The organism is Listeria sp. PSOL-1, from assembly GCF_902806445.1.
In the GTDB taxonomy this organism is placed as follows: domain Bacteria; phylum Bacillota; class Bacilli; order Lactobacillales; family Listeriaceae; genus Listeria.
This window is the reverse complement of record NZ_LR760298.1, coordinates 807,973-834,478: the sequence shown is the minus strand read 5'-3', so window position 1 is coordinate 834,478 and position 26,506 is coordinate 807,973. Positions and strand designations below refer to the sequence as shown.

Below are 26,506 nucleotides of genomic sequence, written 5' to 3'. Positions count from 1 at the left end.
CTATAATATATATTATGTAAACTAGAAAAATGAATTAATATTCGATAGCCGGATCCCATTAAAAAAATTCTAAAAATCATTTGCTTTACTTCTCCTGCTCTATTTTATTTAGAATAAAGCAAGTTGAAAATCAATTAACCAAAAAGAAATAATAATACTACTAATACAAGTGCAAATAAAATATTCCATTTAAATTTCTTCGTATCTTTTCGAATATACATAACAGCAGAGTCAATCAATACAATAATTATATATATCGCTAAGGCTACCCATAATTTTAAATCAAAAAATAAAACAAACAATAAAACTATAAACATAACAATGGGCCAATTTATGTAACTATACATTTTACTTAGTTTATCCATTTAAACACACCTTTCTTTTACAAATCTTCTTATTTCTCAAATTAGATTTGCAAAAAATGTTCCTATGGCAAAGCCAAAAACTGCAATAATAATATCCAAAACAAACTCTACAGGGGTTTCTTTTGTTTCCCTTCTCCATAGAAATATAGCCGCAATAATAATGCCCACTGGAACAGCTAAATAACTATAAAAAGTATTCAAACTATTTAAAAAACCAATTAACAACGATAATACAAGTGTTCCTAACAGTAACATATGATTCATTACTTCTCCACCTTTTTGTATATGGTAATTTAAGCATAGCACAAAGAGAAAATAAAAACCAAAAATGCCCATTTTTATTCATAAGTAACAATTAAAAACATAACTACAGAAATATTGATAATTTTCTTTTCTTACATTAAAAACCTCTACCCTTGCAAAAGGTAGAGGGCTCTTTTTCAGTTTCATCATTCTCCAATGCTATTTGAACGAGTTCCCCATTTATTCACTCGAAGCGTACAAAGAGCAATAAGTCTAACAATATGAATCGTAAAGAAATGAAATAGTCCATAGATCGGTGCTAGTAAATAACAAAACGGATACTTAAGCATATAATGAACGTTTCGCGCATAAGCGGATAAGCAAGCTAAAACCAAGTAAAATAACCAATCTTGCCATGTAAGATCAAAAAAGTAAAAGATAAGATTATAAGAAATGGCCAATAAAAAAACAAGCCAAAGTCCAAGTTCTATCACTGACCAAATAAAAATAACAGGTTTCTTTTTAACTAGCTTCATCGAAATAAAGGTTTCTCTAAAAAATGATTTGCTCCATCTTGTTTGTTGTTTCAAAAAAACACCTATTTTTTCAGGAACGTCTGTAATACATTTAGCCGTTTCTTGATATACGGTTTTACCAAGCTCATTAGCGTAATTGGTTAAACAACGATCATCCCCAACATGTGCTGGAGCTCCTAGGACCGTCTGATTTAAATATCGATCCAAGTTGTCTATAACAACAGAGCGACGATAACAGCTAATCGGACCAGAGCAAACCAAAATATTCCCTGTTACAGATTGTGAAGCACGCTCCACTCGAAACGCATTATCATATCTCATATCCAGTAAATAGGATAGTAAAGAATTTTTACGATTACGCGCATTGATGTGTCCTGTAACTGCCTGAACTTTTGGATTACTAAATGGGCGCATGAGTTCATAAAGGGTATCCGGATAAATTTCACCATCTGAATCCATTGTGAAAAAAATCTCTCCTTTACCTCGCTTAAAAGCATAGGCTTGAGCAACTCGCTTCCCTTGATTTTCCTTTAATTTGTGCATATGGATTTTTTCTATAAAAGCTGGATTCATGTTCTTCTTTAAATCTTGTTTCAAATCATCAATAATATCTACTGGGCTTCCATCATCGACAATAAAAATTTCTTGTACTGGATAGGTCTGCTTTTCAAGCCCAACTAAAAGCTTAAAAAGGGCCTCTTTCGATTCATTATACAAAGGGATCACAACCGTAACTTTTAAATCAGGTGGCGTACTTTTATCTACTTTATATAACATTGATAAACCAGTTTTAATGACAAGGTAAATGATCATTCCCCATCCATAAATACTGAAAGCTGTTGAAACAGCACCTGTTCTCCAGAATCCTATCATACCGATTAATAAAGCACATAACACAAAAGTAAATAGCGACAAAAATATGTGTGTTCCCTTTTTGTTCTCTTTTTCCATTAACACCCTCCACCAATTCTATGAACTTTATCTATCTTTTGCTCTTTATAAACATGACACATATCAACAATGATCTTACTTTCTTTCATTAATTCATCATAGTTGATCGTACTGTGTTTCGTTAAAAGGACCACACAGTCATATTGACTGAATTGACACATATCACTTTTTGCGACATGGACAAGCTTTCCGTTTTGGTCACGAAAATTCGCAACGAAGGGATCTAATACTGAAACAACGGCCTCTTGTTTTTTTAAAATTTCATATATATCTAAGGATGGCGATTCACGAACATCATTAATATCAGCTTTATAAGCGGCTCCAACTAAAAGTACCTGTGAATCTTTCAGCGATTTCCCCTGTGTATTCAGTGCATCTTGAATTTTATTCACTACATGATATGGCATATTCATATTAATTTCTTGTGCTGTTTCAATAAATTTATTAAAAAACTTATTTTGTTTTCCTTTCCAATGAAGGTACATTGGATCTAAAGGAATACAGTGTCCACCAACACCAGGACCTGGATAAAATGGCATAAATCCAAAAGGCTTTGTCGCTGCTGCATCAATTGCTTCCCAAATATCAAGTCCCATTCGCTCACACATCAATGCCATTTCATTCACAAATGCAATATTTACACTTCGGAATGTATTTTCAAGTAATTTACTCATTTCCGCTGTCTCTGGTGAACTTACAAGTACAACTTCATCAAGCACTTTACTGTACAATGATTCTGCTAATTCAGAACTTCCTGGAGTCAATCCACCGATAACTTTTGGAATACTTTTTGTTTGGAATTTCTCATTTCCTGGATCTACTCTTTCTGGTGAAAAACATAAAAAATAATCTTCATCTACCCTTTTTCCGGAATATTCAAATTTATCAGCAAACAGTTCACGTGTCGTTCCTGGATAGGTTGTACTTTCAAGTAAAATTAATAGTGGGTTCTTCATATGAGCAAGGATTTTTTCTGCTGTAAAGGTAATAAAACTTATATCTGGTTCTTGGTTTTCATTGAGTGGCGTTGGCACACATACACTCACCGTATCCAATTCACCTATCATTGAAAAATCATCAGTTGCTTGAAACTGACCTCTTTGAATTGCTTTTTCAATATGCTCTTCTGGCACATCTAAAATATGTGATTTTCCTTGATTTAAACTTTCTACCTTAGTTAAATCAATATCAATTCCAACGACTGTATATCCGGCAAAAACAAGCTCCATCGCAAGTGGTAAACCTACATAACCAAGACCAATAACACCTACCTTAGCTTCTCGTGCTTTAATTTTTGACAATAATAATTCTTTTGGTTGTTCTTGAATATTGACCGCTATATTAATCATTCCTTTCGCTTGTATTTAGGCAATAATTCCTTGAGAAAGAACCAATCGTTTTTTATGTAGTGGAAATTATCTAATTGTTATGATTGTTAGGATAACACATTTCATAAATCATAACAAGAATTTTTCGATAAAAGACAATAAATTTGACATTTAATTTTAAAATTTGTAGAATATAAAAAATATAGATATCCTTGTAAAATAAAATTTACTGTCAATGAAAAATAAAGAGATCAATAAAAATAGGATATAATATAAAAACAGCAAAAGAAGAAATACTATTTTCCCTTGCTGTTTTTTATTTTAATCTAAAAAAACACCCAGTGAGCGGTCAAAATAATAGTTTATAGAATATAATACTAAAAAATCGTTTTATTTCACACGTTTTGGCACTATCTTCATTATAATAAATGATCGTGTATAAAGCTTATAATAGTTAAGTAAAAATAGTACATAATATGAAAATTTTATGATAATTTCCATAAAATAATGATTGTCTTTAAATATTTGATTCATGAAATTGTTTTCATTAAAAAATAAGAATATAAAAAACAGTAAGGGAGATTACTTACCCCTTACCGTTTTTAAAACTATAAATTACAATAAATCAAGAAAAAAGCCTTCTAACCCCCCTCCTCCGATAAACAAAAAAATACATAGCAAGCGGCCAAAATAGGATGCCAAAAATTGGATAAATGGCCCAAATCACATGAGGGGTTGTAATCACATTCACCGTAATAAAGAAAATACTAAGAAGCAAAGTGGCTAAAATCGAATATGCAAAAAGATAACGTGCAAAAAACAACGAAAGCGGCCAAAATAATAAGGCAAAAACAGGATAAATCCACCAGATTGTATCAGTTGTGACTAGATTTGTAACCATAAAAAAAAGAGTCGTCCAAATTGTACCCACAACAGAGAATATTCGCAAAAACCTTGCAAAAGTAACGGCAAGTGGCCACCAATAGATGACAAAAGTGGTAAAAATACTAAATGGAAATCGAGTTTCAAAAGACAAATTTAAACCAATATAACTAAGGGCAAGCATTGTACTTATAAGAAAAGCATAGCCAGACTCCCCGCTCTTCTTTCCGCCAATAATAACCGCCGGCCATGCACATACTGCAGGAATCGCAAATACCACCCAGGCGTATATTGGTGATTCAAAATAATTGACTAAGGTAAGTGCGGTCAAAACGAATAAACTAGAAAAAACAGCATGGCTTTTAAAATATTTTTTCCCAAATAAAAAGAAATAAGCGGGTGATAAAAGTAAAATAGATAAATAAATAGACCAATGTCCCTTATCAAAAACAAGCAAATTCAATGCAACAAGAAAAGCAATGACCAAGCAGCAGCTAAAAAATAAAAAGCTACGTATACTTTTATCCATCTATTTTACCTCCTCTTTTTTACGATGCCAGTAATAAAACATGGCGAGTGGCCACCATAAAATGGTAAAGGTGGGATAAATAAACCAAATTGTTTTTGGTGTATAGTAAAAATTAATAAAAACAAATAACAGAATAAATAGCCCACTTCCCCAAATTGAAAAATCTAAATTTAGTTTTGCAAAAGCCAATTTTTTACTGTCTCCAATTTTAAGCGCTTCCTTAACCTCATCAAAATCGCCAAAATCGACCAATACTTTATTGATTGCATCTTCTTTTGACTTCCCTTCGTTCATTAAGTCATGTGCTTTCTCTTCCATATCAAGTAATATCTCTTCTTTCATTTGCTTAGCATGATGACTATCAGGTACATCTTTAAAAAGTTTATCAACAAATTCATATATTATTTCCAATTTTCTCTCTCCTCCAAAAACACAGCCATAATTTCTTTAATTTCTTGCCATTCTTGGGTCATATCATCTAGATACATTTTTCCTTGCGCCGTTATTGTGTAATACTTTCTTTTTCCACCATGACTTCGATCCCCATAGTAACTTTTGATAAAGTTCTTCTTTTCCAAGCGCTGAAAAACAGCGTATAATGTTGCTTCTTTGATTTGAAATCGCTCGTTTGTCCGTTCACTAATCTCTTTTGAAATTTCATATCCATAAGAATCATGATCTAGTAAAATACGTAAAATAATCGAATCCACATGGCCTCGCAAGATATCACTTCTTATCATGATCCCCTCCTAAAACAAAAAATTACTCTACCTGGTAGAGTTTAACATCAATTACTCTATCTGTCAAAGTAATTATCAAAATAAAAACCTCTAGCACATTTGCTAGAGGCATCAACCACTTATTTTTTCACTTTAGGGGTTTTTTCAAGTAAATGTTCAGCACGATCTGTGACACCAAGAATATCTAAGAAAAACATCACAACAGGAATCCCAATAATCAGACCCCAAACGCCAAACAAGTGCTCACCAAATATTAAAATAATAAATGTGTAAAACACCGGTAAATCCGTTTTTGCTGACATCAACTTTGGGTTTAAAATATAGGATTCAAGCGCATGAATCACAACAACAACAATAAGAATATAAATAACATATTGGATGTCTCCAATGGTGTAGGCGATGATAACAAGTGGAATCATTGAAATAATTACTCCAGCAACAGGGATCAAGCCAAGTAAAAAGACCATAATCGAAAGTGTGACTAGCTGCGGGAAACCAAGGATCCATAATGCAATTGTTGTCAGCACACAATTTACAATCGCAATCAGAAACTGTGCTTCAATCACTTTACCAAATGTCGCAGTAAATTTACTACCAAAATATTTCATTTCTTCATAAATAAAATCAATTTTACTTGTAGCAAATTGTTCTGTAAAACGAATTAAATGCGTTCTTCCAAGTGAGAAAAATAAACTTAAAATAAGCGCGATAAAAACATTCATAGCTACTGCACCAAGATTCTTTAAGTAGGTAATGGCCACTTGTACACCTTGTTCAGTATATTTCATAAAGTCAATTTCATTCGCTGTTTTGATAAGATAATTCACGAAGTCGTTATTCGTATTTGTTGTAAAAAAAGTATTAACAAATTTAAACAACTGGCTAAGCTGGTCAGCTAAAACAGGCGAATACGTAACAACGACAAACGTTAGCCCAGTTGCAATAAGCACATATAAAACAAGGACGATAATTGGTCGATAAATCGATACCCTTTTTAAAATAAAATTCTCTAAACGAGTAATTAAAAATGAAAAAATAAAAGTTAGTAAAATAATATTCATCATGCTACGCAGTAAATAAAGAACAAAAGCAAGTAAAATAAAAACAAATATCCTTCTTACGCCACGTTTTTTAAATAGCTCTGTTAATTCATTTATCAAAATTCTTCGTCCTCTCTTTAGCATCTTCTCCGATGATTTTTACTTCGGTTTCAAGTAACACACCAAATTTATCGAAAACAATCTGTTGCACGTGTTGAATTAGTCGCAAATAGTCAGTCGCCGTTGCATCCCCTGTATTGACGATAAATCCAGCATGCTTCATGGATACTTGTGCCCCACCGATCGACTCTCCTTGAAGTTTTGAGTCTTGAATTAATTTACCAGCAAAAAAGCCTGGTGGTCGTTTAAAGACACTTCCGCAAGAAGGATATTCAAGTGGTTGTTTCGATTCGCGCGCTTCTGTTAACTCTGCCATTTTCGCTTCAATGATTACATGTTCTTTAAGCGTAAGAGCAAATTTTCCTTCTAAGACGATATAGTTTTTTTCAGCAATTGTACTATGTCGGTATTGCGCTTTTAGTTGTTTACGATTAAGCTGAAGCAACTCACCAGACATGGTGAGGACGGTAGCCTCTTCTAATACATCACTAATCTCACCACCATAAGCACCAGCGTTCATATATAATGCGCCCCCTACTGATCCTGGAATGCCACACGCAAACTCTAGCCCGCTTAACTGAAAATCAAGTGCTGCTTTAGAAACTTGAATTAGCTTTGCCCCACTTCCAGCAATAATCGTAGTATTTTCACGTTTAATATGATCTAGTAAATCAAGATGGAGAACAACGCCACGAATGCCACCATCTTTTATAATTAAATTCGAGCCGTTTCCAAGAACAGTGAGTGGCACATGATTATCATGGCAGTACTTTACAACTTGTGCCGCTTCTTCACTTGTTTTTGGTCTGATGAAGTAATCAGCATTACCGCCCGTTTTTGTATATGTGTAATGAGCTAATGGTTCATTTTCTTGTATCAAAAGTTTCGCATTTATTCTTTTTAAATCATTAAGTATCATCATTACTCTTTCAAAACCTCTCATCAATATGTGTCTCCTTTTTTCATTTTAACATGATTATAAAGATAAAGCGAAGTTAAATATTTGTATTTATGGTTAAAAACTGGTAAATTCGGGTATGGAACAGATATTCGCTTTCTGGCATAAAAAGGAGGAACTTATGATTCGCTTTGAAAACGTTACAAAGGAATATATAGAAGATAAAATAGCTGTTGATCATATCAATCTTGATATTAAAGATGGAGAATTTTTTGTATTTATCGGCCCAAGTGGTTGCGGAAAAACAACGACGCTTAAAATGATCAATCGGCTTATCTCCCTCACAGATGGAACGATCTATATTAAAGAAAGACCAATCAGTGATTATGACATTCATGAATTGCGCTATAATATCGGTTATGTTCTACAACAAATTGCTCTTTTTCCGCATATGACGATTGAAGAAAATATTGCTATCGTTCCAGAAATGAAAAAATGGTCAAAAGAAGAAATTTATAACAGAACCACCGAATTACTTGAAATGGTTGGACTTGATCCTGCTAGCTACCGAACTCGGAAGCCAGAAGAATTGTCCGGTGGTGAACAACAGCGCGTTGGCGTCGTTCGAGCGCTTGCTGCTAATCCAAGTATTATTTTGATGGATGAACCATTTAGTGCGCTTGATCCCCTTTCACGGCAAAAATTACAACAAGATATTTCCAATTTACAGAAGAAAATAAAAAAAACAATTGTCTTTGTAACGCATGATATGCAAGAAGCGATTGCGCTTGGTGATCGGATTTGTTTAATGCAGGACGGAGAAATTGTGCAATGTGACACGCCAGAAAATATCTTAAAAAATCCTGAAACTGACTTTGTACGTGATTTTTTAGAATCAGGTAATATCGTAACCCCACAGCTTACGCCAAATGATGTGTTTGTACGAGACTTAGTTGAACGCGACTTCTTCTTACCTTACAAAAAAAACGATGGCGAAGCGACCATTTCATTAGACGAAACCGTTGAAACATTAGTAAAACGCTTAGCAAATGAGCATATTATTCCTGTTATGGATGAGAAAAAACAAATGGTTGGCGCCATTTCTGCACAGCATGTTATGAAATTTATGGCTGAAGAACTAGCAGGAGGTCACAAGCAATGAATACGCTTTTTCAAACATTTATCGAACGTAAAGATAGCTTGTTAACAGCGCTTATTGAGCATATGCAGATTTCATTTATTTCATTATTTATTGCTGTTTTAATCGCTTTACCGCTTGGAATTTTTTTAACAAGACATAAGCGCTTATCCGAACCCATTATTCAAATTGCAGCTATTTTTCAAACGATACCCTCACTCGCATTACTTGGCTTACTTATACCGATTGTCGGAATTGGAACTCTTCCTGCAATCGTAGCACTTGTTATTTACGCGCTCTTGCCAATTTTACGAAATACATATACTGGCATTAAAGAAGTAGACCCTGCCCTCATGGAAGCCGCTCATGCAATGGGGATGAACAGATGGCGCAGACTTTACAAAGTACAACTACCTCTTGCTATGCCTGTGATTATGGCTGGAATTCGAACAGCGATGGTTCTTATCATTGGGACAGCAACTCTGGCCGCTTTAATTGGTGCTGGTGGGCTTGGGGATTTGATTTTACTTGGAATTGATCGGAATAACAATAGCTTGATTTTACTTGGTGCCATTCCAGCTGCGTTACTTGCGATTTTATTTGATTTCATTTTACGCTTCTTGGAAAAAGCCTCCTTTAAAAGCACTTTAATTACAATTTCAATTGGCATTCTACTTACAGCAGCCATTGTCATTGTTCCTCATCTAACGACAAACAAAAAAGAAATTACAATTGCAGGAAAACTTGGATCTGAACCTGAAATCTTAATTAATATGTACAAACTTGTCATTGAAGACGAAACTGATTTAAAAGTTAATTTAAAACCCAATATGGGGAAAACAAGTTTTTTATTCAATGCTGTGCAATCTGGAAATATTGATATTTATCCTGAGTTCACGGGTACGGTGCTTGAGACTTTCCTTAAAGAGAAAGTTAAAACGCATAACGCTAAAGCAGTTTATCAACAAGCAAAAGAAGGCTTAAATAAAAAATTCGCAATGAGCTATCTTGAGCCGATGAAATATAACAATACTTATACGCTAGCTGTTTCTAGTCAATTTGCTAAACAACATCATCTGGAAAAAATTAGTGACCTAGCTCCTGTTGAAGATCAAGTAAAAGCGGGCTTTACACTTGAATTCAAAGATCGTAATGATGGTTACAAAGGGATTCAAGATAAATATGGCATTCAATTTGCTAATTTAAAAACAATGGAGCCTAAATTGCGTTATACAGCCGTTAAAGAAGGCGACATCGATCTTTTAGATGCCTACTCAACGGATAGTGAGTTAGAACAGTATCATCTTAAAGTATTAACCGATGACAAAAAGCTCTTCCCACCTTACCAGGGCGCTCCGTTAATGCTCACTAAAACATTAAAAAAATACCCTGAATTAAAAAAACCACTAAATAAATTAGCCGGAAAAATAACTGATGCTGAAATGCGCAAGATGAATTATGAAGTGAACGTTGAAAATAAATCAGCAAATGAAGTGGCTAAACAATTTCTAAAAACGCATCATTTATTAAAATAAATAAAAAAATCTAGGATATCATGCAATCCAAGCTCTATTTTCTTGAAAAATAGAGCTTGGATTTTACATTTTGAACACGACAAATCGAACGAAAGCGTTTGTACTAAAGAAGTTTGCCAGAAACCGAAAGCCTGGCAAACTTTTTTAATGCGAACTGCAAGCGCTTGTCGCCGATTTATTTTGTGTCTATCAAAGATTTTTATTTTAATCTTACATATTTAAAACTATAAGGAGAGCCAAATGAATGCTTTCTAACTCCTGTTAACTTAGGATTTTGTAAAACAGCTGTTTGATGCTGATAAAGAGGCACAATTGCCGCATCTTCATCAAGTAAAACTTTTTCAGACGCAATAAATGCTTGATAGCGCTCCTGTTTCTTTGTTGCAAGTTCAGTATCGGTTGATTTCACAAGCTGATCATATTTAGGGCTACTATAGCTCATGCTGTTGTTATAATAATCCGATAAAAATAAGCTGCTATACGTCCACGGATCTTTAAAATCTGGAAGCCATGAACTAAGTGACATATCGTAATGGCCATCAAGCGTAAGCTGCATCGCCGCTTTTGCAGGCATCGTTTTGATGTTGACAGTTAAGCCAGGAAGGTTTGCTTCCCACTTATCTTTTAAATAAGTAAATAGTGTTTTCGTTACTTCCTGATCATCGCCAAGAAGTTCAAGTGATATTTGCTTCATATTTAATTCTTTTTTGGCTTGCTGGAAGTATTCTTTGGCCTTGCTTTTGTTATAAACTAAATGGGACCCGCTATCTTTCCTGAAATCAGCACCTGTTTCGGGGTTTTGTGTGAAATCTTTTGGAATCCAACCATTGGCAGCAAAAGAGCCATCACCAAGGATTTCTTTTGTTAACTGATCTTTATCAATCGCTAAGTTTATTGCATGACGTAAAGCATTATTTGCAAGTGGTGTCTTTTCGCCATCACGTTTTTGGTTGAGTCGTAAATAAGTGATCATCGAATCTTTCTCTGTTTTAAAATCAGTGCGGTTTTTATAGCGTTTTGCATATTCTCCTGATAAAGGAGCAAGATCAGCTTCTTTTGTTTCAAATAAATTAATCCCAGCATTAATATCTTTGGACACATTCACATGAATCATATCTATTTTTACGTTATCTTTATCCCAATAATTTTTGTTTTTTGCATAAACCCATGATTTAGCAGTATTTCCCTGCCATTCTTTCATGATAAAAGGACCATTGTACAATGTATGACTAGCTGTTGTTCCATATTTATCTCCTTGTTTTTTGAGAAAAGCTTCTTTTTGTGGAAAAAATGTTTCAAAAGAAAGCAGTGAAAGGAAATAAGGAACAGGCTTTTTAAGTTCTATTTTAAGTGTTTCTTCATCTACTGCCTTTACACCCAATTGTGTTGCAGGGAGTTTTCCAGCATTGATTTCTGTGGCATTTTTGACTGTGTCTTTGAAAAGCGATGCATATCCAGTTGCTGTTTTTGGATCGACTGCTCTTCTCCACGCATAAACAAAATCAGCTGCTGTAAGTTTTGAACCATCTGACCATTTTGCATTAGAGCGCAAATGAATGGTATACGTTTTTTGGTCCTCAGAAATGACTGGCATTGCCTTTGCGACAGCTGGTACAAACTCATCTTTTTCATTTAATCCATATAATCCTTCAAATACTTGATTTTGAGCTGTAAAACTAGCAAAGTCTTCATCAGCCGTTGTATTTAATGTCAAAAGTTCGCTTGTCTCAAGAAAGTTTGCTTCTTTACTGCTTCCATTTCCCTTGTTACTTTTATTTTCACAAGCTGTAAAAGTAATGAATAAAAAAACAATGGCCATTAAAAAGGATACATATTTTGTTAAGCGTTTCATCTGAAAAACTCCCTTTCTGTGCATGATTGAGCTCATTGTACCATGAATTTGCTTCCCAACAAATCAATTAGGATCCAATGACATTAAATTATCATAAATAAAAAACCTTGAACTAAGAAAAAGGTCTTAGTTTCAAGGTTCAATTTCGGATTAAATGGCTTATTTTATTTGTATTTGGTTTAAAGAAATGGCAACGTGCTGCATATTCTTTATTAAATTCAAAAATACGCTTTGTTAGTATTTGCTCTTTATCTAGCATTAAGCCTTTTTCAAGTAAAGGAATCAGTGAAATAATTTGATCGAAAACAAGTCCTGCGCTCATATCACTTAAAAGAGATACTAGTTTTCCAAGATCTTTACGTTCACGATTTGGAAGCTGTTTTTGATTTTCGTGATACCATTTTATCAATTGATGCCGATTTTTACGTGTTTGTTCTAAAGCAATACTTTGTGCATAAGCTGTTGTTTTATACTCAATAGAAAGATTTTCTGCTGTTTTCCAGTCTTCTGAGAGGATTTCTTTTTGTTCTTTGATTTTTTCGTTTAATAATGAAATATCATCTTGGTAGATATCAAGCTTATGTTGCTCTTGCTTGTAGACTTCAAGTCCTAAAGCAAGCTCGTTTACCACCACTTGCATCTTTTGGCCGAATAGGTGTTGTTCATTTAAGATGAACTGGGATTGCTCAATCTTTTTAGCTACAACACTATCTCGTTCTTTAACAGAATGCGCTCGTTTACTTAAATAATCAAAGTAGAATGTATATTTCTGTAGTTGATGCGCAATTCGTTTAGCTTCATCCGATGTTGCTACGTTCCCCTCTTGATTAAAAATAACGATTCCAGAAATTTTGCCAAGCATTCGATAAATGGTAATTGAATAACGTTGATTTTCATCACTCAATGTATACGGCAAACGATGCTCTTGCTCTAATAACTTTTTCTGCTGTTTTGCAAATTTATTCGTCATTTTCATCACACCTTTATTCTTATATATCTTTATTATAAAGGATTGAAGTGAAAATTTCGAGGGAAAGAGATGAGTTATTTTTAATGTTTATTAAAAATCATAAAGCTTGTGTAAACGATTTTTTCTTATTTTTAATAGGACTTAGTAAACGCTCAACAAAACCGAGTAGAATATCAGCTAGAATGGCCATGATTGCTGTTGGAATGGCTCCTGCTAAAATAATAGCCGTTCCATTGGTCGCATTTGTACCACGAACAATAATATCCCCAAGCCCACCAGCGCCGATAAATGTCCCAATGGCAGCAACACCAATAGCAATAACAAGGGCATTTCTGATACCAGCCATAATAACAGATAAAGCAAGTGGCAATTCAACTAACCTAAGCACCTGCCATTTCGTCATCCCCATGGCTCGTCCAGACTCAAGCAATGCCCCATCCACATTTTTAATCCCAGTATATGTGTTTTTTAAAATGGGCAGTAAAGAGTACAAGAACAGTGCGATAATAACGGTATTTGTACCTAAGCCCATGATTAACATCAACACAGCAAGCATTGCTAAAGCAGGGATTGTTTGGATGATATTCGCTATTTGAATCACCCAACCAGCTAAACGTTTATTTCTTGCAATGTAAATACCTACTGGAATCGCCACAATGCTCGCAAAAAGGACACCATAAATACTCATCAGAAAGTGGCGCCAGAATTCGATCAGTACATAACTGCCATTTGTATCATAATAATTGATTAACTGTTTTAATGTCTCCATGCTCTAGGGCCCCTTCCTTTATTTCTTTTTCTCAAAGTAGTTATGTTTTTGTAGAAATTCTTTAGCAACCACTGCAGGTTCTTTTAATTTCCCATCGGCTTGGTAATTAAGACGCTGCATTTCTTCTGTTGAAATCGTCCCTGCTAACTTATTTAATGATTCTTTGATTGCAGGATGTTTTTTCAAAATTTGATCTGTTGCAACCGGTGAAGCGTCGTATGGAGGGAAAAATTTCTTATCATCTTTTAATACGCGTAAATGATATGTTGGAATCCGTCCATCTGTTGAGTACCCTAAGGCAACATCCATTTGTTTTTCTTTTAAAGCGGTGTAAATCAAACCGATTTGCATTGGAAAAATTTTTTTAAAGTCGATATGATAATCGCTGGAAAATGCTTTATAGCCATCGCCTTGTCTTTCCATCCAAGAATTGTCAACGCCTGCCACTAATTGATTTTGTACAGAGTGCATATCACTTATTTGTTTTAAATGATATTCTTTTGCGGTATCCTCGCGTACCATAAAAGCATAGCTATTCGCGAATCCATAGGAATTAAACCATGTTTGATGAAATTTCTCTTGAAAGCCTTTTTGAACAGCTAAAAGGGCTTTTTTAGGATCTTTGATGGGTGCCTCTTTTAATGGACCAACAAGATCTGTTCCTGTATAGCGGGTGGCGGTAATATCAACATCTCCATTAACCATTGCTTGGTGCTGTACAACGGATGAACCTAGGTTATTAACAAGCTCAACATTTAAACCTGTATCATGCTCAATTAGTTCCTTGACAATATTTGAAACAATTTGGGATTCAGTGGTCGTCATTGAGCCAATACGAATCGTATCCTTTCCAGCACCTCCAAGTCCAGGAAGTGCACATCCAGCCAAAATAACGGTGAAGGATAACAACAAGCTTACACATAAAATCAGTTTCTTCTTCATTTTGTTTTCCTCCTCACCCATCACTTCTTGATTCACGAATCGCTTTTGGTGTTAAATGAAATTCGAGTTTACCAAGTGCAAATTCAACAATAAGCGCTAAAATAGTAACAGGAATGGCTCCTCCAAGAATCAAATCTGGACGATATAAATTTAAACCATTAAAAATAAAATCACCAAGTCCGCCTGCACCAATGTAAGAAGCAAGTGTTGCCCAAGCGATAATATAAACTGCCGATAAGCGAATTCCAGCCATGATCACAGAAATCGAATTTGGAATTTCTACGTAAATAATAAGCTGGAAATTTGTCATCCCCATGCCGCGACCTGATTCGATCAAATTTTTATCCACAGATTTAACGCCAATAAACGTATTTCTTAGAATTGGTAAGAGTGCGTAAATAAATAACGCAATAATCGCTGGAAGTGTCCCGACTCCAAGAATTGGAATAATAAATGCTAAAATAGCAAGCGACGGAACGGTTTGTAAAACGCTAACAATTCCGATAACAAAATTAGCAACTTTAGGCGAACGCGTGAGGAGGATTCCCAAAGGAACAGCGATGACGATACCTAAAAGCACCGATGCAAGCGAGATATAAAGGTGTTGCCAAGTTTGAACGAAGAGATTGTGTCCATTTTCTTGAAAGAAATTAATGAATGTCTGCATTTAGTCTTCCCCCTGTCCGGATGGCACAGTTGTCTTCTCTTCTTCGTCCTCGCCCCATATTGAATCATATACCATATCAACTAAGCTAGCACGCGTTACAATCCCAACAAGACGTTTATTATCATCTACGACAGGTACATATTTATAACCTCGTTTTAATATTCTTTGCACTGTATCACGAAGCAAAGTATTTTGATTAACGTAAAACACATTCTTTTCTAAGATATCGATAACAGATTTAGCTGTTTTTCTGTTTAGATTAATTTGCTCCACGTCAATGAAGCCTTTAAGTACTTGATTTTCATCAACAACAAGAAGTGTATCTACGCGTCGTTCTTTCATTGTTTGAATCGCAATTTGTAATGATTTATCTGCTGTAATGGAGACTGGATTGGTATTCATAATTTGTCCTACTTGTGTTACATCTGGCTGCGCTTGGATAAGTCGATCTTTGCCGATGAAATTTTCAACAAAAGTATTAGCTGGACTTCTTAAAATCTCATCTGGCGTATCAAATTGGACGACTTCTCCTTCCTGCATAATAACAATTCGATCTGCAAGCTTAAGCGCCTCATCCATATCATGTGTAACAAAAATAATCGTTTTCCCAAGTTCTTGTTGTAAATTTTTAAATTCTTCTTGCAAAGTATCACGCGTAATTGGATCAAGCGCGCCAAATGGCTCATCCATTAGGATCAAATTTTGTTCTGCAGCGAGTGCGCGTAAAACACCAATTCTTTGTTGCTGTCCTCCGCTTAACTCATATGGATAACGATCTAAGTATTCTTCAGGTAAATCAACCAACTTAATCAGTTCTTTTGCCCGTTTTGTTTTACGTTCTTCTTTCCATTTTAATAGTCTAGGGACAAGAACAATATTATCACGGATAGTCATATGCGGCATCAAACCAATTTGTTGAATGACGTAGCCGATCGAACGGCGAAGTTTGACCGCATCTTCTTGCATAATATCCTTATCATTAATAAAAATTTGCCCTTCAGTTGGTTCAATGAGGCGATTGATCATTTTCATCGTCGTTGTTTTTCCGCAACCACTGGGGCCAATAAAACAAATAAATTCCCCTTCCTTAATATTTAAATTAAGGTTGTTAACCGCTTTTTTACCACCTTTATATATTTTAGATACGTGTTCAAACCTTAACACATGCTACACCTCCGTTTTTCTTTATCTAGTTGAAAATACAACTTTCCCAGATAACCTTTTTATTTTTCCCTACTTTTTTCAAATAAAACCTCACAAAAAAACTCTGCGTAAAAGCAGAGTCATTTAGGTAAAAATAAGCGGGGGGCGACTTTTATCATAATCGAAACAACTACTCCACAAACGATAATTGTCGCTAAACAACTAGCCCCATTCATAACAAGCGAAAATAACTGAGCGCTCCATCCTTTAAAAGCATAGGCACCCCAGAAAATAACACCCGCTACATAATGCCAAAAATAACGGGCAATGCCACCTAAAAGCATGGCAACCCAGGCTTTACCAATGGCTTGTTTAATCTTACTTTGTGAAATTAGTAAACGAATATTAGCAGCAAATACACCAGAAAAAGCAACAAAAACAAAAGCAACAATGTATTCAAGTCCTGCCTGAGACAGTGTTAAAATATAAGCTTTTCCCGTTAAGAAATGTAACAATCCCCAAAGCAGTCCAGCAAAGCAAGCGGCCCAAAAACCTCTTCTCATCGCCAAAATATAAATTGGAATCATCCCAAGCGATATCGCAAAACTCGAACCAATATCAAGCGGGATAAAGCTAAGAACCATCGCGATTGCTGCAAAAATAGCGCATTCAAGCAAAATAAGTAATCGTAAATTTCTCATAAAAAAATAAACTCCTCTCTTCTATAAATGGACAAAAGCGTACCCCAGAAGAAAGCAGTTTCACTTGGAAAATGCTACCTGCCACAATCCCTACGCTCGTATTAACGAACAGGTTCAAAGGGTTAGAAATCTAGTGAAAGACTCAATCTCAGCTTAAAGCTCCCCCTGTGGTAACATATTCATTTGTCGAATATATTATAGCATGCCTTTTCCAATTATAAAAGTTTTAAGAGAAACTTTCTTTAATAAAACGAACATGTTAAAATGAAAGTAATTGTGCTTTTAGATAAAAAGCAAGCATTGGAGGAAAAACATGTTAACTGTAAATAACGTTAGTCTGCGTTTTGCTGATAAAAAGCTTTTTGAAGATGTATCGATTAAGTTCACTCCTGGAAATTGTTATGGCCTAATCGGAGCAAATGGTGCAGGAAAATCCACTTTCTTAAAAATTCTTTCTGGTGAACTTGATTCACAGAGCGGCAATGTTCACATTACACCTGGAGAACGCCTAGCCGTTTTGAAACAAGACCACTTCCAATATGATGATGAAGTCGTTTTAGATACTATCATTATGGGTCATGAACAACTTTATAAAATCATGAAAGAAAAAAATGATATTTATATGAAAGAAGACTTTAATGATGCAGACGGGATTCGTGCTGCTGAACTAGAAGGTGAGTTTGCGGAGTTAAATGGTTGGGAAGCAGAAGCAGACGCTGCTGTTTTATTAAATGGTTTAGGAATTGAATCCGAACTCCATTCTAAACTGATGAAAGACTTAAGCGGAAGCGAGAAAGTGAAAGTCTTACTTGCTCAAGCCTTATTTGGTAAGCCAGATATCCTGTTACTTGATGAACCGACCAACCACCTTGATATCCGTGCAATTCATTGGCTAGAAGAATTTCTAATCAACTTTGAAAATACGGTAATTGTTGTTTCACATGATCGTCATTTTTTAAATAAAATTTGTACACATATTGCTGATCTTGATTTCAGTAAAATTAAACTTTATGTTGGTAATTATGATTTTTGGTATGAATCAAGTCAACTTGCTCAAACCATGATGTCCGATCGCAATAAGAAAAAAGAAGAGAAAATAAAAGAACTCCAAGATTTCATTGCTCGTTTCAGCGCCAATGCTTCAAAATCAAAACAAGCAACCAGTCGGAAAAAAATGCTTGATAAAATTACCCTTGAAGATATTGCGCCATCAAGCCGAAAATATCCTTTCATTCAATTTAAACCCGATCGCGAAATCGGAAATGATCTATTAACGGTTGAAAATTTAACCAAAACAATTGATGGCGTGAAAGTTCTCGATAACGTATCCTTTACAATTAACCGAGATGATAAGGTCGCACTAGCTGGTAATAATGAAGTAGCGAAAACAACGCTATTACAAATTTTAGCTGGTGAAATGGAACCTGATTCTGGTACTTTTCGCTTTGGTATCACAACTTCAACCAGTTATTTTCCAAAAGATAACTCCGCTTTTTTTGAAGAAAATGAGCTTAATCTTGTTCAGTGGTTACGTCAATTTTCACCAACTGAAGACAGTGAGGCTTTCTTGCGTGGCTTCTTAGGTCGGATGCTTTTTAGTGGCGACGAAGTTCTAAAAAAAGTGCGTGTTTTGTCCGGTGGTGAAAAAGTGCGTTGCATGCTTTCAAAAATGATGCTTAGCGGTGCAAATGTTCTTCTTCTTGATGAACCAACAAACCATCTTGACTTAGAATCGATCACTGCATTAAATAATGGATTGCTTGGTTTTAAAGGTGCTATTATTATCGCATCACATGACCATCAATTGCTTCAAAGTTTAGCAACGCGTGTGATTAATCTCGATCAAGATGCTTTTTACAATAAAGCGATTTCCTATGATGAATATTTACAGGAAACCTATCACGTTGATAAATAAAAAAGAACGCTAACATAAACAAAATAAATCGGCGACAAGCGCTCACATTTAAGGGGATTATCAGTCTTCCGGTTCTCACCCGGCTGCTGTTAATCCCCCTGCTTTCGCTTGATTTATCGTATTCGAAATGTAGAGTCTGCGCTCATTTTTTAAATCGTATTTTCTAAAAAAAGATAGCTGAATCACATGATGTTAAAGACTTGTTCTTTTTTATTCATTTAAGAAATCAAATTCGATTTGATCTTTATTTTTAGCGATACTATGAAGTAACAAATAAGTATTTACGATATCATCCATATGTGCGGTTTCAATGGGTGAGTGAGAATATCGTCTAGGGATGGCGATCGTTGCTGTTGCCATTTGGTTATTGACATAAGCTAAGCGTGAATTATCTGTTGTATACCCTCCACTTAGAATAACTGCTTTTTGAAGGGCTATGTTTTTTGTTTGTGCAAGATCTGTAACTAATTTTTTAATCGCTGGATGGAAGTTAGAGAAAAATTGACCCTGAACGCCGTCTGTTATTGAAAGTACTGGCCCTTTCCCGAGAGCTACGGGAAGTTCTTTCACACTGTCTACATCTGGTGTATCTCCTGCTGGTATCGTATCTAGCACAATGGCCAGATCAGCTTGACACTTTTCTTGAACAGACAAGGCACCGTATAAGCCAACCTCTTCTCGGACACTAAAAATACCAATGAATTGTCCTGTAAAATCTTCTCTTTTTAAATTCTTAAATAGCTCCAGTAAAACTGTGCAGCCCACTCGGTCATCGATTGATTTAGTTGAAATTAAATCCGGATTTTTAAATTCCATAAAATCGCTTTGCCAAATAATTTGATCTCCAATATCAATTCCCATATCAAGCACTTCTTGTTTCGAAAAAGCACCCACATCAATATAGCATTCTTCTACAGTTTTTACTTTTTTCAATTCTTCGCTCGTTTGTAAATGGCCTGGTTTAGAACCAATGACGCCTGGAATAGCTCCTTTTCCAACCGATACTTTTCGTCCTTGGAGTAAAGGTTCTGGTACTCCGCCTACCTTATCGAAAAGAATAAAGCCACTGTCTAAAATATTTTTAACAACGAGCCCTACTTCATCCATATGTGACATGACCAGCATTTTTTTCCCATTCTGGTAACCATTTTTTCGTGCAATAATATTGCCTAAAACATCTACTTCAATCTCATCTGCGTTTGATTTTAATAAAGTTAAAATTTCACGGATGACGTGTTGCTCTTGTCCTGATCCCCCGTTCAATCCTGTTAAGGTTTTTAACGTTTTTTTTAAATTATTTTTTACATTCATCAACGTATCATCTCTTTCCTTCTATTTTCCATGGATCTTCTACTAACACTGGACCTGATTTAGTTTTTACTAAAATTGTACGTGTTGTTTTATTCAACCATTCTTGTAAAGAGAAACCACCTCCTAAAGTTATGATTTGCACATCGATATGAACTGGATATTTTTCAAAAAAAAGCTGCCATTGTTGTAGATTTTCCTGTGATACTTTTTCTGGTAAATAAAGAAGTAGATCTAAGTCACTCGTCTTTTGTATGCTTTCTTGATGGGTCACACATTCGAATCCTACGCTTCCGCCAACACCAAATGGCAAGGTTGGATATTGCTGATAGATGTGACTAAGCGCTTTAATTCCTGTTAAAGATTTTCTTTCAACTGGTAATCTTTCCCACATTTTTTGTTTAAAAATATGATAAGGCGTTACTTTTTTAATGACATCTTGTAATGAAATTTCAAAAGCTAAACGTTGATTTCGCTTATGTCCTCTAATACCTACTGGGATATTTGTGGTTTCATCTCTTCGGACGACTACCCATGGAGCTTTATTTAGCGATTGTAATGCCCAGCTTGTCAGTTCTTTTTCATAAGGTTTTACATGAATTTGAAGTAGATCATGTGGACTTATTTCCATTCTTTTTTCAACTTCTTCCTCACTTCAATCGTCGCCTTTCTTCCATTCTCTTTTGCTAGTTTTGACTGGTAGCGAAATGATAAGTCTCTTGGTCCATTTTCTGCTTGGTTGATTGTATCTACTAAAATAGCATTTATTTGGTTAATTTCCAAATCATCAATGAGCTGATAAACAGCTCCTAATTGATAAAAGCTATGGATATCATAGCCAATTGCAGGGACTTCTTCTGCAGCTGCTTCGATTTCTTGTATGGTTCTTTGTGTGATTCGTGACGCACTTTCTTTTGACATCGCTTGAACATTTACAGCAGAATCGTTTAATGCAAGGATATAATTTGATTGTAAACCATGGGCTAAGAATCCACCTGAAATGGCATTGCCAACGATTAATGTAATGATAGCATGCCCTTTTTGGCGCGCTTTAGCATACTGTTCAACACTTGAAGCTAGTGACATATGAATACCTATTAATTCTTCGTTATAGCCATAAGCCTGACTAGGCACATCTACAATGGCAACAATCGCTCGTTTTTTTGCTTTTTCTTGGTCCTCAGAAATAATTTGTTGAATGGTCTTAGCTAATGTGAATCCTTCCATAAGACCCATTTCGCCTTTTTGGGCACGTGAAAAACGATTTCTTTTATCAGGAATAATGGTAAGAAAAGCGATTTCTTTGTTTTGTATTTTTTTATTTGCATATAAGACGGTTTTTGTTGGACTAACTGGATTTTTTATCCCTGTAAAAGCGGAAAACCATGTTTTTCCTAAACTCTGATTATCATTTTTCCCTTCGCTCGCTTCCGGGATTTTATGTTGAATCGACGTGTTTTCTTTGTAAAGCTGATTATATTGTGCGATTTCTAAAGGTTTGCTGCTATCTATTTTTTCTAATAATGAAAGATAAAAATCGATCTGCTCGCTGCGATATCCTTCTTTTTTTGGCGCCATCGCTTTTACAATGGCTTGCTTTATTGTATCAATGTCATCCACAACTAATTCATCCACACATCCAGTCGCTAGCCTTTGCTTTGCACCAATTGTTTTCCAAATAAGTGCTTTATCACTTGCATCAAATTCTTCAATACCAGCTTCTTGTTCGATAACTTCTGGCCCATTTAAACCAATTCGTGCTTTTTTAGTAACAATCAAATAAGAAAGTAAAGCAGAAGTAATGCTCATACCACCAAATGAACCAACAATTCCTGGAATAACACCGATAACTGGAACATATTCTTTTAAAGCAACGATCATATTTTGAATTTCCGAGATGGATAATAAACCATAGTTCGCTTCTTGCAAACGAACGCCACCTGTATCTAAAAGCAAGATCGGATAAAGCAAGCGTCCGTTTTGGTTTTCTTTAAGTACAAGTTCTAAAGAAGCACTAATTTTTGCACCACCTATTTCGCCAATTCCCCCTCCTTGGAATGTACCTTCAATTGAAATCATAAGAACATCTTTTTGATTCATCTTTCCTCTTACTAAAATGATGCCATCATCGCTTTCTGGAACAATATTTTGTTTCATTAAGTGAGGTGATATCAGATTAGCAAACGGCCCTAAAAGTTCAATCCCTTCTTGATCGTCTAACAAGCTAAAAGCCCGTTTTCGCGCACTTATCTCAACAAAACTATTTCTCATCGTTTAAAACCTCCACTGCTTGCATTAACCGTAAAGAAACAACACCTGGAGTCGCTCCAAAATCATGAATTTCAATTGCACAAAGAATAGGATAACGATCAAAAAAACGATGCAAGACATTTTCCCAAATTTTTTGAAAGCCATCGCTTCCAGTAATGACTTGAACAACGGTTTCTTTTTCTGTTGTTGGTTGGATCAAAATTTCTAAATCTCCAGAAGCAACAACACCGATATGGACTTTTTTCTGAACTTTATTATTTGCGCGATATGAAAATGTTAATTTTTCCAAGATAACCCTCCTCTTATAAATCAAACAAATGAATCAAAAATAAACTTGCAGCAAATAAATCTGCACTTCCTCCTGGTGAAAGTCGTTTTTCATGGAAATAATTTTCTAACGCTTGATCAGCTAATCTGTTTTCTGCTAAATTAAATTGTGCTAGTTGTTGAATACGCCTTAGATCAGCTAAACTGCCGCGATAGATGATGCAAGTGTCATCCAATGTAGCGATTAACTTAAGTAATATCCGCTGAAATGAACGTGTTTTTTCGTATTCTATTAGTGCTAATAAAATATGGGGGAATCCTGCTTCTGCTTCTTCTTTTGCCCCATTTATGAAGTATTTTTGCTTGATTAAGCTTCCATGTGTTAACTGTTTACCATTAAAATAGCGATCAGGATAAGTGGCTAGTTCCCCTGCTTTGGCCAAAAGCTCTAGATACGATTTGCTAGGGAAAGCGGCAACCGTTGTGATAATTAGACCAAGTGCCCAAATCGCTCCTTTATGTGTGTTAACTCCATTTGTAGTTACCAACATCGCTTTTTCTGCAGAACGACCAATAGCCGCAATTTCTTCTCGTAAAAGTTGATTAAATGGTAACTTTTCACCAGCTTGATACATCTGCTGAAAATAAGGTTCAAGTGTAACAGCCGAACGCTTAAAAAGAGCAACATCCATATCCGAATGACTTCCATTGCCACGCAAATCAACAAGTCCTGGCTTTGGTGTAAATGTCACCTCATCAATTAAAGCTTGTGTCACTTTTTGGGCCATTTGTAAATCTTTACTTATAACTAAATTTTCCATCAAGACCAGTTCCTAAAACGAGCAGGTGGCTGGTACAAACCACCAGACCAATCCACAAGATCATCAATGCTTTGCGCTGCTAATAAAGAACGCTTAGCTTGGCCACGTTTTACACCTAAATCTTCTGGTAAAGCAACTATGCCTCTTTTTTGTAAATCTTTGAGCTTTTTAATATCGCTTTTTAAACCAGCAGGCGTCACACCTGCAATGGCTGATATTGCCTGCTCTTTCTCGCTTTCACTTGTTGTTTTATATAAGTAAGCAACCCCTTCTTCTGTGACAATATGCGTGGTGTCTTCACTGTAAATCATGACAGGTGCTGTTTTTAAGCCTGCTTCTTTTTGGACCTCTAAAGCATCTAATTTAGAAACAAAAGTTGGTTTTTTATTTGTGCCATAAGTTTCAACCATTTGAACAACAAGTTTTTTTCCACGTGCCAATTCACTAGAAGAATTACATAAATCAAGCCAAGCTTTCGTTGTATGTCTTCTACCACTGGGGTTACTTCCCATATTAGGAGCTCCACCAAATCCAGATAAGCGACCATTTGTCACTGTTGAAGAATTTCCTTGTTGATCGATTTGTAAAGTTGAGCCAATAAATAGATCGACTGCATACTGCCCAGCAATCTGGCTAAGCGCACGATTCGAACGCATTGAACCGTCTGCACCAACAAAGAAAATATCTGGTCGTGCTGCGATATATTTTTCCATACCAACTTCTCCACCAAAGCTATGAATACTTTTTACCCAGCCAGATTCAATGGCAGGAATAAGCGTTGGATGCGGATTTAACGCCCAATGTTTGGCAATTTTTCCTTTAAGTCCAAGCTTTTGACCATATGTTGGTAATAATAATTCAATGGCTGCTGTATTAAATCCAATCCCATGATTTAATGATTCAACATGATGCTTTTCATAAATGCCACGGATAGCTAACATAGCCATTAAAATTTGAATTTCAGTAATATTTTGGGGATCCCTTGTAAAAAGCGGTTCTAATTGATAAGGTCTATCTGCCGGAACAATAACGTCTACCCAAGATGCTGGAATATCAACGCGCGGTAACTCATCTACAATCTCATTGACCTGGCAAATAACAATCCCATCTTTAAATGCTGTCGCTTCGACAATCGTTGGAGTTTCTTCTGTATTAAACCCTGTATATAAATTACCATTTTTATCAGCTTTATCAGCAGCTACTAAAGCGACATTTGGTGTTAAATCAATAAATAAACGCCCATAAAGTTCTAAATAAGTATGTAAATCTCCAACTTGGACTAAACCGTCTTTAATCATTTGCGCCATTCGAACACTTTGTGCGCCTGAATAAGAAAAATCGAGTTTTTTTGCGAGTTTTTTTTCAAAAATGTCTAAATGTTCTGCTCTTGAAACGCTTGACATAATCATATGAAGTCCTGAGACTTTCTCAGGATTTAAAGCAGCCAAACTACGAGAAAGAAAATCAGCTTGTTTTTGGTTATTTCCTTCAAGCGCCACTTTTGTTCCCGGCAAAAGAAGTTCTTCTAGCACTTTAGCGATATCTTTTGTAGCGATGAATTTTCCCTTTTGATAGCCCGCTATTTTTTTCATTAATTCTGCTTTGTTATCACGATTTTTTGTCCATGTTTGCTTCATTTCATTTTCCCCATTTTCTTATAAAAAATTTTGTTCCACTTATTCCAATCTGGCTGATTGAAACGGCTTTAACTTCTGTTGATTTTGCTTGGATTAGTTTACTTAGTGTATTTCCTGGGCCAAATTCTACATATAAAGTGCCGCCATTTTCAATAAGGACGTCGGTCATTTCATCCCACAAAACAGGATGGACTAAATTTTCACTTAAGTCTTCACAAACTGCAGCCTTTGTTTGAACGCTTCTAGCTGAATAATTGGTCACATACTTTATGCTAGGTTCTTGAAGTTCTACTTTAGCTAGCGCTTGTTTTAATTCCTTGACAGCAGGTTTCATTAACGGAGAATGTGAAGGAACAGTGATGTTGAGCTTTTTAGAATATGGCGCTCCATTTTTTTGAACAATAGTTAAAAGTTCAGTTAAAGCACTATTTTCACCAGAAACAGTAAATTGCTGTGCTGCATTTTGATTTGCTAAATAAAGGATTTCTCCACGTTTAGTAAGCTTTTGAATAAGTGGTTCTAATTCTTTCTTTTCTAAACCAACAATAACGGCCATCCCATAGCCACTTGGAAAAAGTTTCTCCATTTGTGTACTTCTTATATAAACAAGTTGAATGGCCTCCTCTAGAGAAAGAACACCAGCAATAACTGCTGCCGGATACGCGCCAATAGAATGACCTGCTACTTGTTCTGGAATAAAACCAGCATTGACTAATTCCTTTGCTTGAAAGGTTTCTAAAAGAAGTAAGCTCAGTTGTGTTACTACAGTCGATTGATAAGATTTCGCTGTATCTGGTAAAAGCACGCCTACCTTTTGAAAAACGAGTTTTTTGTCATCATTAGGTACTTCAGCAAGCATCCCTTCTTTTTGGGAGCCTTGTCCTGCAAAAATAAAAGCAAGTGACATCTTCTCCACTCCTTTTTATAATCCTCTTTTC

The 26,506-nt window shown here is 35.4% G+C and carries 25 protein-coding genes and 1 riboswitch; of the genes, 3 read left to right on the top strand and 22 right to left on the bottom strand.

Annotated elements, in window-relative coordinates; genetic code table 11:
• Positions 1 to 401: 401 nt before the first annotated feature.
• The 8 genes from G6Q10_RS04115 to murB form a co-directional block, all read right to left on the bottom strand.
• Positions 402 to 629: a hypothetical protein gene (locus G6Q10_RS04115; RefSeq protein WP_163653218.1), complete on the bottom strand. Its 228-nt coding sequence runs from the start codon at positions 627 to 629 to the stop codon at positions 402 to 404.
• 185 nt (positions 630 to 814) lie between these two features.
• Positions 815 to 2,095 carry a glycosyltransferase gene (locus G6Q10_RS04110; protein ID WP_163653216.1) on the bottom strand — a complete coding sequence of 427 codons (1,281 nt, stop codon included), beginning with the start codon at positions 2,093 to 2,095 and terminating at the stop codon, positions 815 to 817.
• Complete coding sequence (locus tag G6Q10_RS04105; protein WP_163653212.1) at positions 2,095 to 3,444, bottom strand: nucleotide sugar dehydrogenase; 1,350 nt, start codon at positions 3,442 to 3,444, stop codon at positions 2,095 to 2,097. The genes G6Q10_RS04110 and G6Q10_RS04105 overlap by 1 nt, the downstream gene beginning before the upstream one ends.
• A gap of 604 nt (positions 3,445 to 4,048) precedes the next feature.
• Positions 4,049 to 4,834: a hypothetical protein gene (locus tag G6Q10_RS04100; RefSeq protein WP_163653209.1), complete on the bottom strand. Its 786-nt coding sequence runs from the start codon at positions 4,832 to 4,834 to the stop codon at positions 4,049 to 4,051.
• Positions 4,835 to 5,245 carry a permease prefix domain 1-containing protein gene (locus G6Q10_RS04095; protein ID WP_163653206.1) on the bottom strand — a complete coding sequence of 137 codons (411 nt, stop codon included), beginning with the start codon at positions 5,243 to 5,245 and terminating at the stop codon, positions 4,835 to 4,837. It abuts the gene before it with no gap.
• Positions 5,236 to 5,574, bottom strand: a complete 339-nt coding sequence (locus G6Q10_RS04090) for a PadR family transcriptional regulator (RefSeq protein WP_163653203.1) — start codon at positions 5,572 to 5,574, stop codon at positions 5,236 to 5,238. The genes G6Q10_RS04095 and G6Q10_RS04090 overlap by 10 nt, the downstream gene beginning before the upstream one ends.
• Before the next feature lie 119 nt (positions 5,575 to 5,693).
• Complete coding sequence (locus G6Q10_RS04085; protein WP_255464961.1) at positions 5,694 to 6,731, bottom strand: AI-2E family transporter; 1,038 nt, start codon at positions 6,729 to 6,731, stop codon at positions 5,694 to 5,696.
• The gene (gene murB, locus G6Q10_RS04080; protein ID WP_163655721.1) at positions 6,724 to 7,653 is read right to left on the bottom strand and encodes a UDP-N-acetylmuramate dehydrogenase; all 930 of its coding nucleotides are present in this window, start codon (positions 7,651 to 7,653) and stop codon (positions 6,724 to 6,726) included. The genes G6Q10_RS04085 and murB overlap by 8 nt, the downstream gene beginning before the upstream one ends.
• Before the next feature lie 160 nt (positions 7,654 to 7,813).
• Between murB and G6Q10_RS04075 the strand changes: the two genes are divergently transcribed.
• Together G6Q10_RS04075 and G6Q10_RS04070 are read left to right on the top strand one after the other, a co-directional pair.
• A complete protein-coding gene (locus tag G6Q10_RS04075) occupies positions 7,814 to 8,794 on the top strand; it encodes an ABC transporter ATP-binding protein (RefSeq protein ID WP_163653196.1) in 981 nt (326 codons plus the stop codon).
• On the top strand, positions 8,791 to 10,305 hold the full coding sequence (locus G6Q10_RS04070) for an ABC transporter permease/substrate-binding protein (protein WP_163653193.1): 1,515 nt from the start codon (positions 8,791 to 8,793) through the stop codon (positions 10,303 to 10,305). Before G6Q10_RS04075 ends, G6Q10_RS04070 begins: the two co-directional genes overlap by 4 nt.
• 199 nt (positions 10,306 to 10,504) lie before the next feature.
• Here G6Q10_RS04070 and G6Q10_RS04065 read toward each other — a convergent pair whose 3' ends face one another.
• The 7 genes from G6Q10_RS04065 to thiT form a co-directional block, all read right to left on the bottom strand.
• Positions 10,505 to 12,157 (bottom strand): peptide ABC transporter substrate-binding protein, encoded by a 1,653-nt coding sequence (locus G6Q10_RS04065; protein ID WP_163653190.1) that lies wholly within the window; start codon positions 12,155 to 12,157, stop codon positions 10,505 to 10,507.
• A 139-nt stretch (positions 12,158 to 12,296) separates the two neighbouring features.
• Complete coding sequence (locus tag G6Q10_RS04060) at positions 12,297 to 13,127, bottom strand: hypothetical protein (RefSeq protein ID WP_163653186.1); 831 nt, start codon at positions 13,125 to 13,127, stop codon at positions 12,297 to 12,299.
• A 97-nt stretch (positions 13,128 to 13,224) separates the two neighbouring features.
• Positions 13,225 to 13,896: an ABC transporter permease gene (locus G6Q10_RS04055; protein WP_163653183.1), complete on the bottom strand. Its 672-nt coding sequence runs from the start codon at positions 13,894 to 13,896 to the stop codon at positions 13,225 to 13,227.
• A gap of 18 nt (positions 13,897 to 13,914) precedes the next feature.
• The gene (locus G6Q10_RS04050; protein ID WP_163653180.1) at positions 13,915 to 14,838 is read right to left on the bottom strand and encodes an osmoprotectant ABC transporter substrate-binding protein; all 924 of its coding nucleotides are present in this window, start codon (positions 14,836 to 14,838) and stop codon (positions 13,915 to 13,917) included.
• A 13-nt stretch (positions 14,839 to 14,851) separates the two neighbouring features.
• Positions 14,852 to 15,505 carry an ABC transporter permease gene (locus tag G6Q10_RS04045; protein WP_163653177.1) on the bottom strand — a complete coding sequence of 218 codons (654 nt, stop codon included), beginning with the start codon at positions 15,503 to 15,505 and terminating at the stop codon, positions 14,852 to 14,854.
• The gene (locus G6Q10_RS04040) at positions 15,506 to 16,669 is read right to left on the bottom strand and encodes a betaine/proline/choline family ABC transporter ATP-binding protein (RefSeq protein ID WP_163653175.1); all 1,164 of its coding nucleotides are present in this window, start codon (positions 16,667 to 16,669) and stop codon (positions 15,506 to 15,508) included.
• 119 nt (positions 16,670 to 16,788) lie between these two features.
• Entirely contained in the window at positions 16,789 to 17,349 is a 561-nt protein-coding gene (thiT, locus tag G6Q10_RS04035; protein ID WP_163653172.1) for an energy-coupled thiamine transporter ThiT, read from the bottom strand.
• Positions 17,350 to 17,418: 69 nt separating this feature from the next.
• Positions 17,419 to 17,525, bottom strand: a riboswitch (TPP riboswitch).
• Between the two features lie 137 nt (positions 17,526 to 17,662).
• Here thiT and G6Q10_RS04030 point away from each other — a divergent pair.
• Complete coding sequence (locus G6Q10_RS04030) at positions 17,663 to 19,264, top strand: ABC-F family ATP-binding cassette domain-containing protein (RefSeq protein ID WP_163653169.1); 1,602 nt, start codon at positions 17,663 to 17,665, stop codon at positions 19,262 to 19,264.
• Positions 19,265 to 19,474: 210 nt separating this feature from the next.
• Here G6Q10_RS04030 and G6Q10_RS04025 read toward each other — a convergent pair whose 3' ends face one another.
• From G6Q10_RS04025 to G6Q10_RS03995, 7 genes are read right to left on the bottom strand one after another with little or no spacing between them, the layout of a single operon-like run.
• Positions 19,475 to 20,575, bottom strand: coding sequence for a M42 family metallopeptidase (locus G6Q10_RS04025; RefSeq protein ID WP_163655719.1), 1,101 nt, complete (start codon positions 20,573 to 20,575; stop codon positions 19,475 to 19,477).
• A gap of 7 nt (positions 20,576 to 20,582) precedes the next feature.
• A complete protein-coding gene (locus G6Q10_RS04020; RefSeq protein WP_163653166.1) occupies positions 20,583 to 21,203 on the bottom strand; it encodes a malonate decarboxylase holo-ACP synthase in 621 nt (206 codons plus the stop codon).
• Entirely contained in the window at positions 21,194 to 22,843 is a 1,650-nt protein-coding gene (mdcD, locus tag G6Q10_RS04015) for a biotin-independent malonate decarboxylase subunit beta (RefSeq protein ID WP_163653163.1), read from the bottom strand. The genes G6Q10_RS04020 and mdcD overlap by 10 nt, the downstream gene beginning before the upstream one ends.
• Positions 22,833 to 23,132, bottom strand: coding sequence for a malonate decarboxylase subunit delta (locus G6Q10_RS04010; protein WP_163653160.1), 300 nt, complete (start codon positions 23,130 to 23,132; stop codon positions 22,833 to 22,835). Before G6Q10_RS04010 ends, mdcD begins: the two co-directional genes overlap by 11 nt.
• Positions 23,133 to 23,145: 13 nt before the next feature.
• Positions 23,146 to 23,931, bottom strand: coding sequence for a triphosphoribosyl-dephospho-CoA synthase (locus G6Q10_RS04005; protein ID WP_163653157.1), 786 nt, complete (start codon positions 23,929 to 23,931; stop codon positions 23,146 to 23,148).
• Positions 23,931 to 25,568, bottom strand: coding sequence for a malonate decarboxylase subunit alpha (gene mdcA, locus G6Q10_RS04000; RefSeq protein WP_163653154.1), 1,638 nt, complete (start codon positions 25,566 to 25,568; stop codon positions 23,931 to 23,933). The genes G6Q10_RS04005 and mdcA overlap by 1 nt, the downstream gene beginning before the upstream one ends.
• 1 nt (position 25,569) lies before the next feature.
• A complete protein-coding gene (locus G6Q10_RS03995; protein ID WP_163653151.1) occupies positions 25,570 to 26,475 on the bottom strand; it encodes an ACP S-malonyltransferase in 906 nt (301 codons plus the stop codon).
• Positions 26,476 to 26,506: the final 31 nt, after the last annotated feature.

Excerpts from the sequence above, each read along its gene's own strand:
- G6Q10_RS04050 (WP_163653180.1), bottom strand. The coding sequence starts at position 14,838 with ATGAAGAAGAAACTGATTTTATGTGTAAGCTTGTTGTTATCCTTCACC.
- mdcD (WP_163653163.1), bottom strand. The coding sequence starts at position 22,843 with ATGAGAAATAGTTTTGTTGAGATAAGTGCGCGAAAACGGGCTTTTAGC.
- G6Q10_RS04090 (WP_163653203.1), bottom strand. The coding sequence starts at position 5,574 with ATGATAAGAAGTGATATCTTGCGAGGCCATGTGGATTCGATTATTTTA.
- G6Q10_RS04025 (WP_163655719.1), bottom strand. The coding sequence starts at position 20,575 with ATGAATGTAAAAAATAATTTAAAAAAAACGTTAAAAACCTTAACAGGA.
- G6Q10_RS04045 (WP_163653177.1), bottom strand. The coding sequence starts at position 15,505 with ATGCAGACATTCATTAATTTCTTTCAAGAAAATGGACACAATCTCTTC.
- G6Q10_RS04100 (WP_163653209.1), bottom strand. The coding sequence starts at position 4,834 with ATGGATAAAAGTATACGTAGCTTTTTATTTTTTAGCTGCTGCTTGGTC.
- mdcA (WP_163653154.1), bottom strand. The coding sequence starts at position 25,568 with ATGAAGCAAACATGGACAAAAAATCGTGATAACAAAGCAGAATTAATG.
- G6Q10_RS04110 (WP_163653216.1), bottom strand. The coding sequence starts at position 2,095 with ATGGAAAAAGAGAACAAAAAGGGAACACACATATTTTTGTCGCTATTT.
- G6Q10_RS04070 (WP_163653193.1), top strand. The coding sequence starts at position 8,791 with ATGAATACGCTTTTTCAAACATTTATCGAACGTAAAGATAGCTTGTTA.
- G6Q10_RS04020 (WP_163653166.1), bottom strand. The coding sequence starts at position 21,203 with ATGGAAATAAGTCCACATGATCTACTTCAAATTCATGTAAAACCTTAT.
- G6Q10_RS04055 (WP_163653183.1), bottom strand. The coding sequence starts at position 13,896 with ATGGAGACATTAAAACAGTTAATCAATTATTATGATACAAATGGCAGT.
- murB (WP_163655721.1), bottom strand. The coding sequence starts at position 7,653 with ATGATACTTAATGATTTAAAAAGAATAAATGCGAAACTTTTGATACAA.
- G6Q10_RS04075 (WP_163653196.1), top strand. The coding sequence starts at position 7,814 with ATGATTCGCTTTGAAAACGTTACAAAGGAATATATAGAAGATAAAATA.
- thiT (WP_163653172.1), bottom strand. The coding sequence starts at position 17,349 with ATGAGAAATTTACGATTACTTATTTTGCTTGAATGCGCTATTTTTGCA.
- G6Q10_RS04105 (WP_163653212.1), bottom strand. The coding sequence starts at position 3,444 with ATGATTAATATAGCGGTCAATATTCAAGAACAACCAAAAGAATTATTA.
- G6Q10_RS04115 (WP_163653218.1), bottom strand. The coding sequence starts at position 629 with ATGAATCATATGTTACTGTTAGGAACACTTGTATTATCGTTGTTAATT.
- G6Q10_RS04060 (WP_163653186.1), bottom strand. The coding sequence starts at position 13,127 with ATGACGAATAAATTTGCAAAACAGCAGAAAAAGTTATTAGAGCAAGAG.
- G6Q10_RS04030 (WP_163653169.1), top strand. The coding sequence starts at position 17,663 with ATGTTAACTGTAAATAACGTTAGTCTGCGTTTTGCTGATAAAAAGCTT.
- G6Q10_RS04005 (WP_163653157.1), bottom strand. The coding sequence starts at position 23,931 with ATGGAAAATTTAGTTATAAGTAAAGATTTACAAATGGCCCAAAAAGTG.
- G6Q10_RS04065 (WP_163653190.1), bottom strand. The coding sequence starts at position 12,157 with ATGAAACGCTTAACAAAATATGTATCCTTTTTAATGGCCATTGTTTTT.
- G6Q10_RS03995 (WP_163653151.1), bottom strand. The coding sequence starts at position 26,475 with ATGTCACTTGCTTTTATTTTTGCAGGACAAGGCTCCCAAAAAGAAGGG.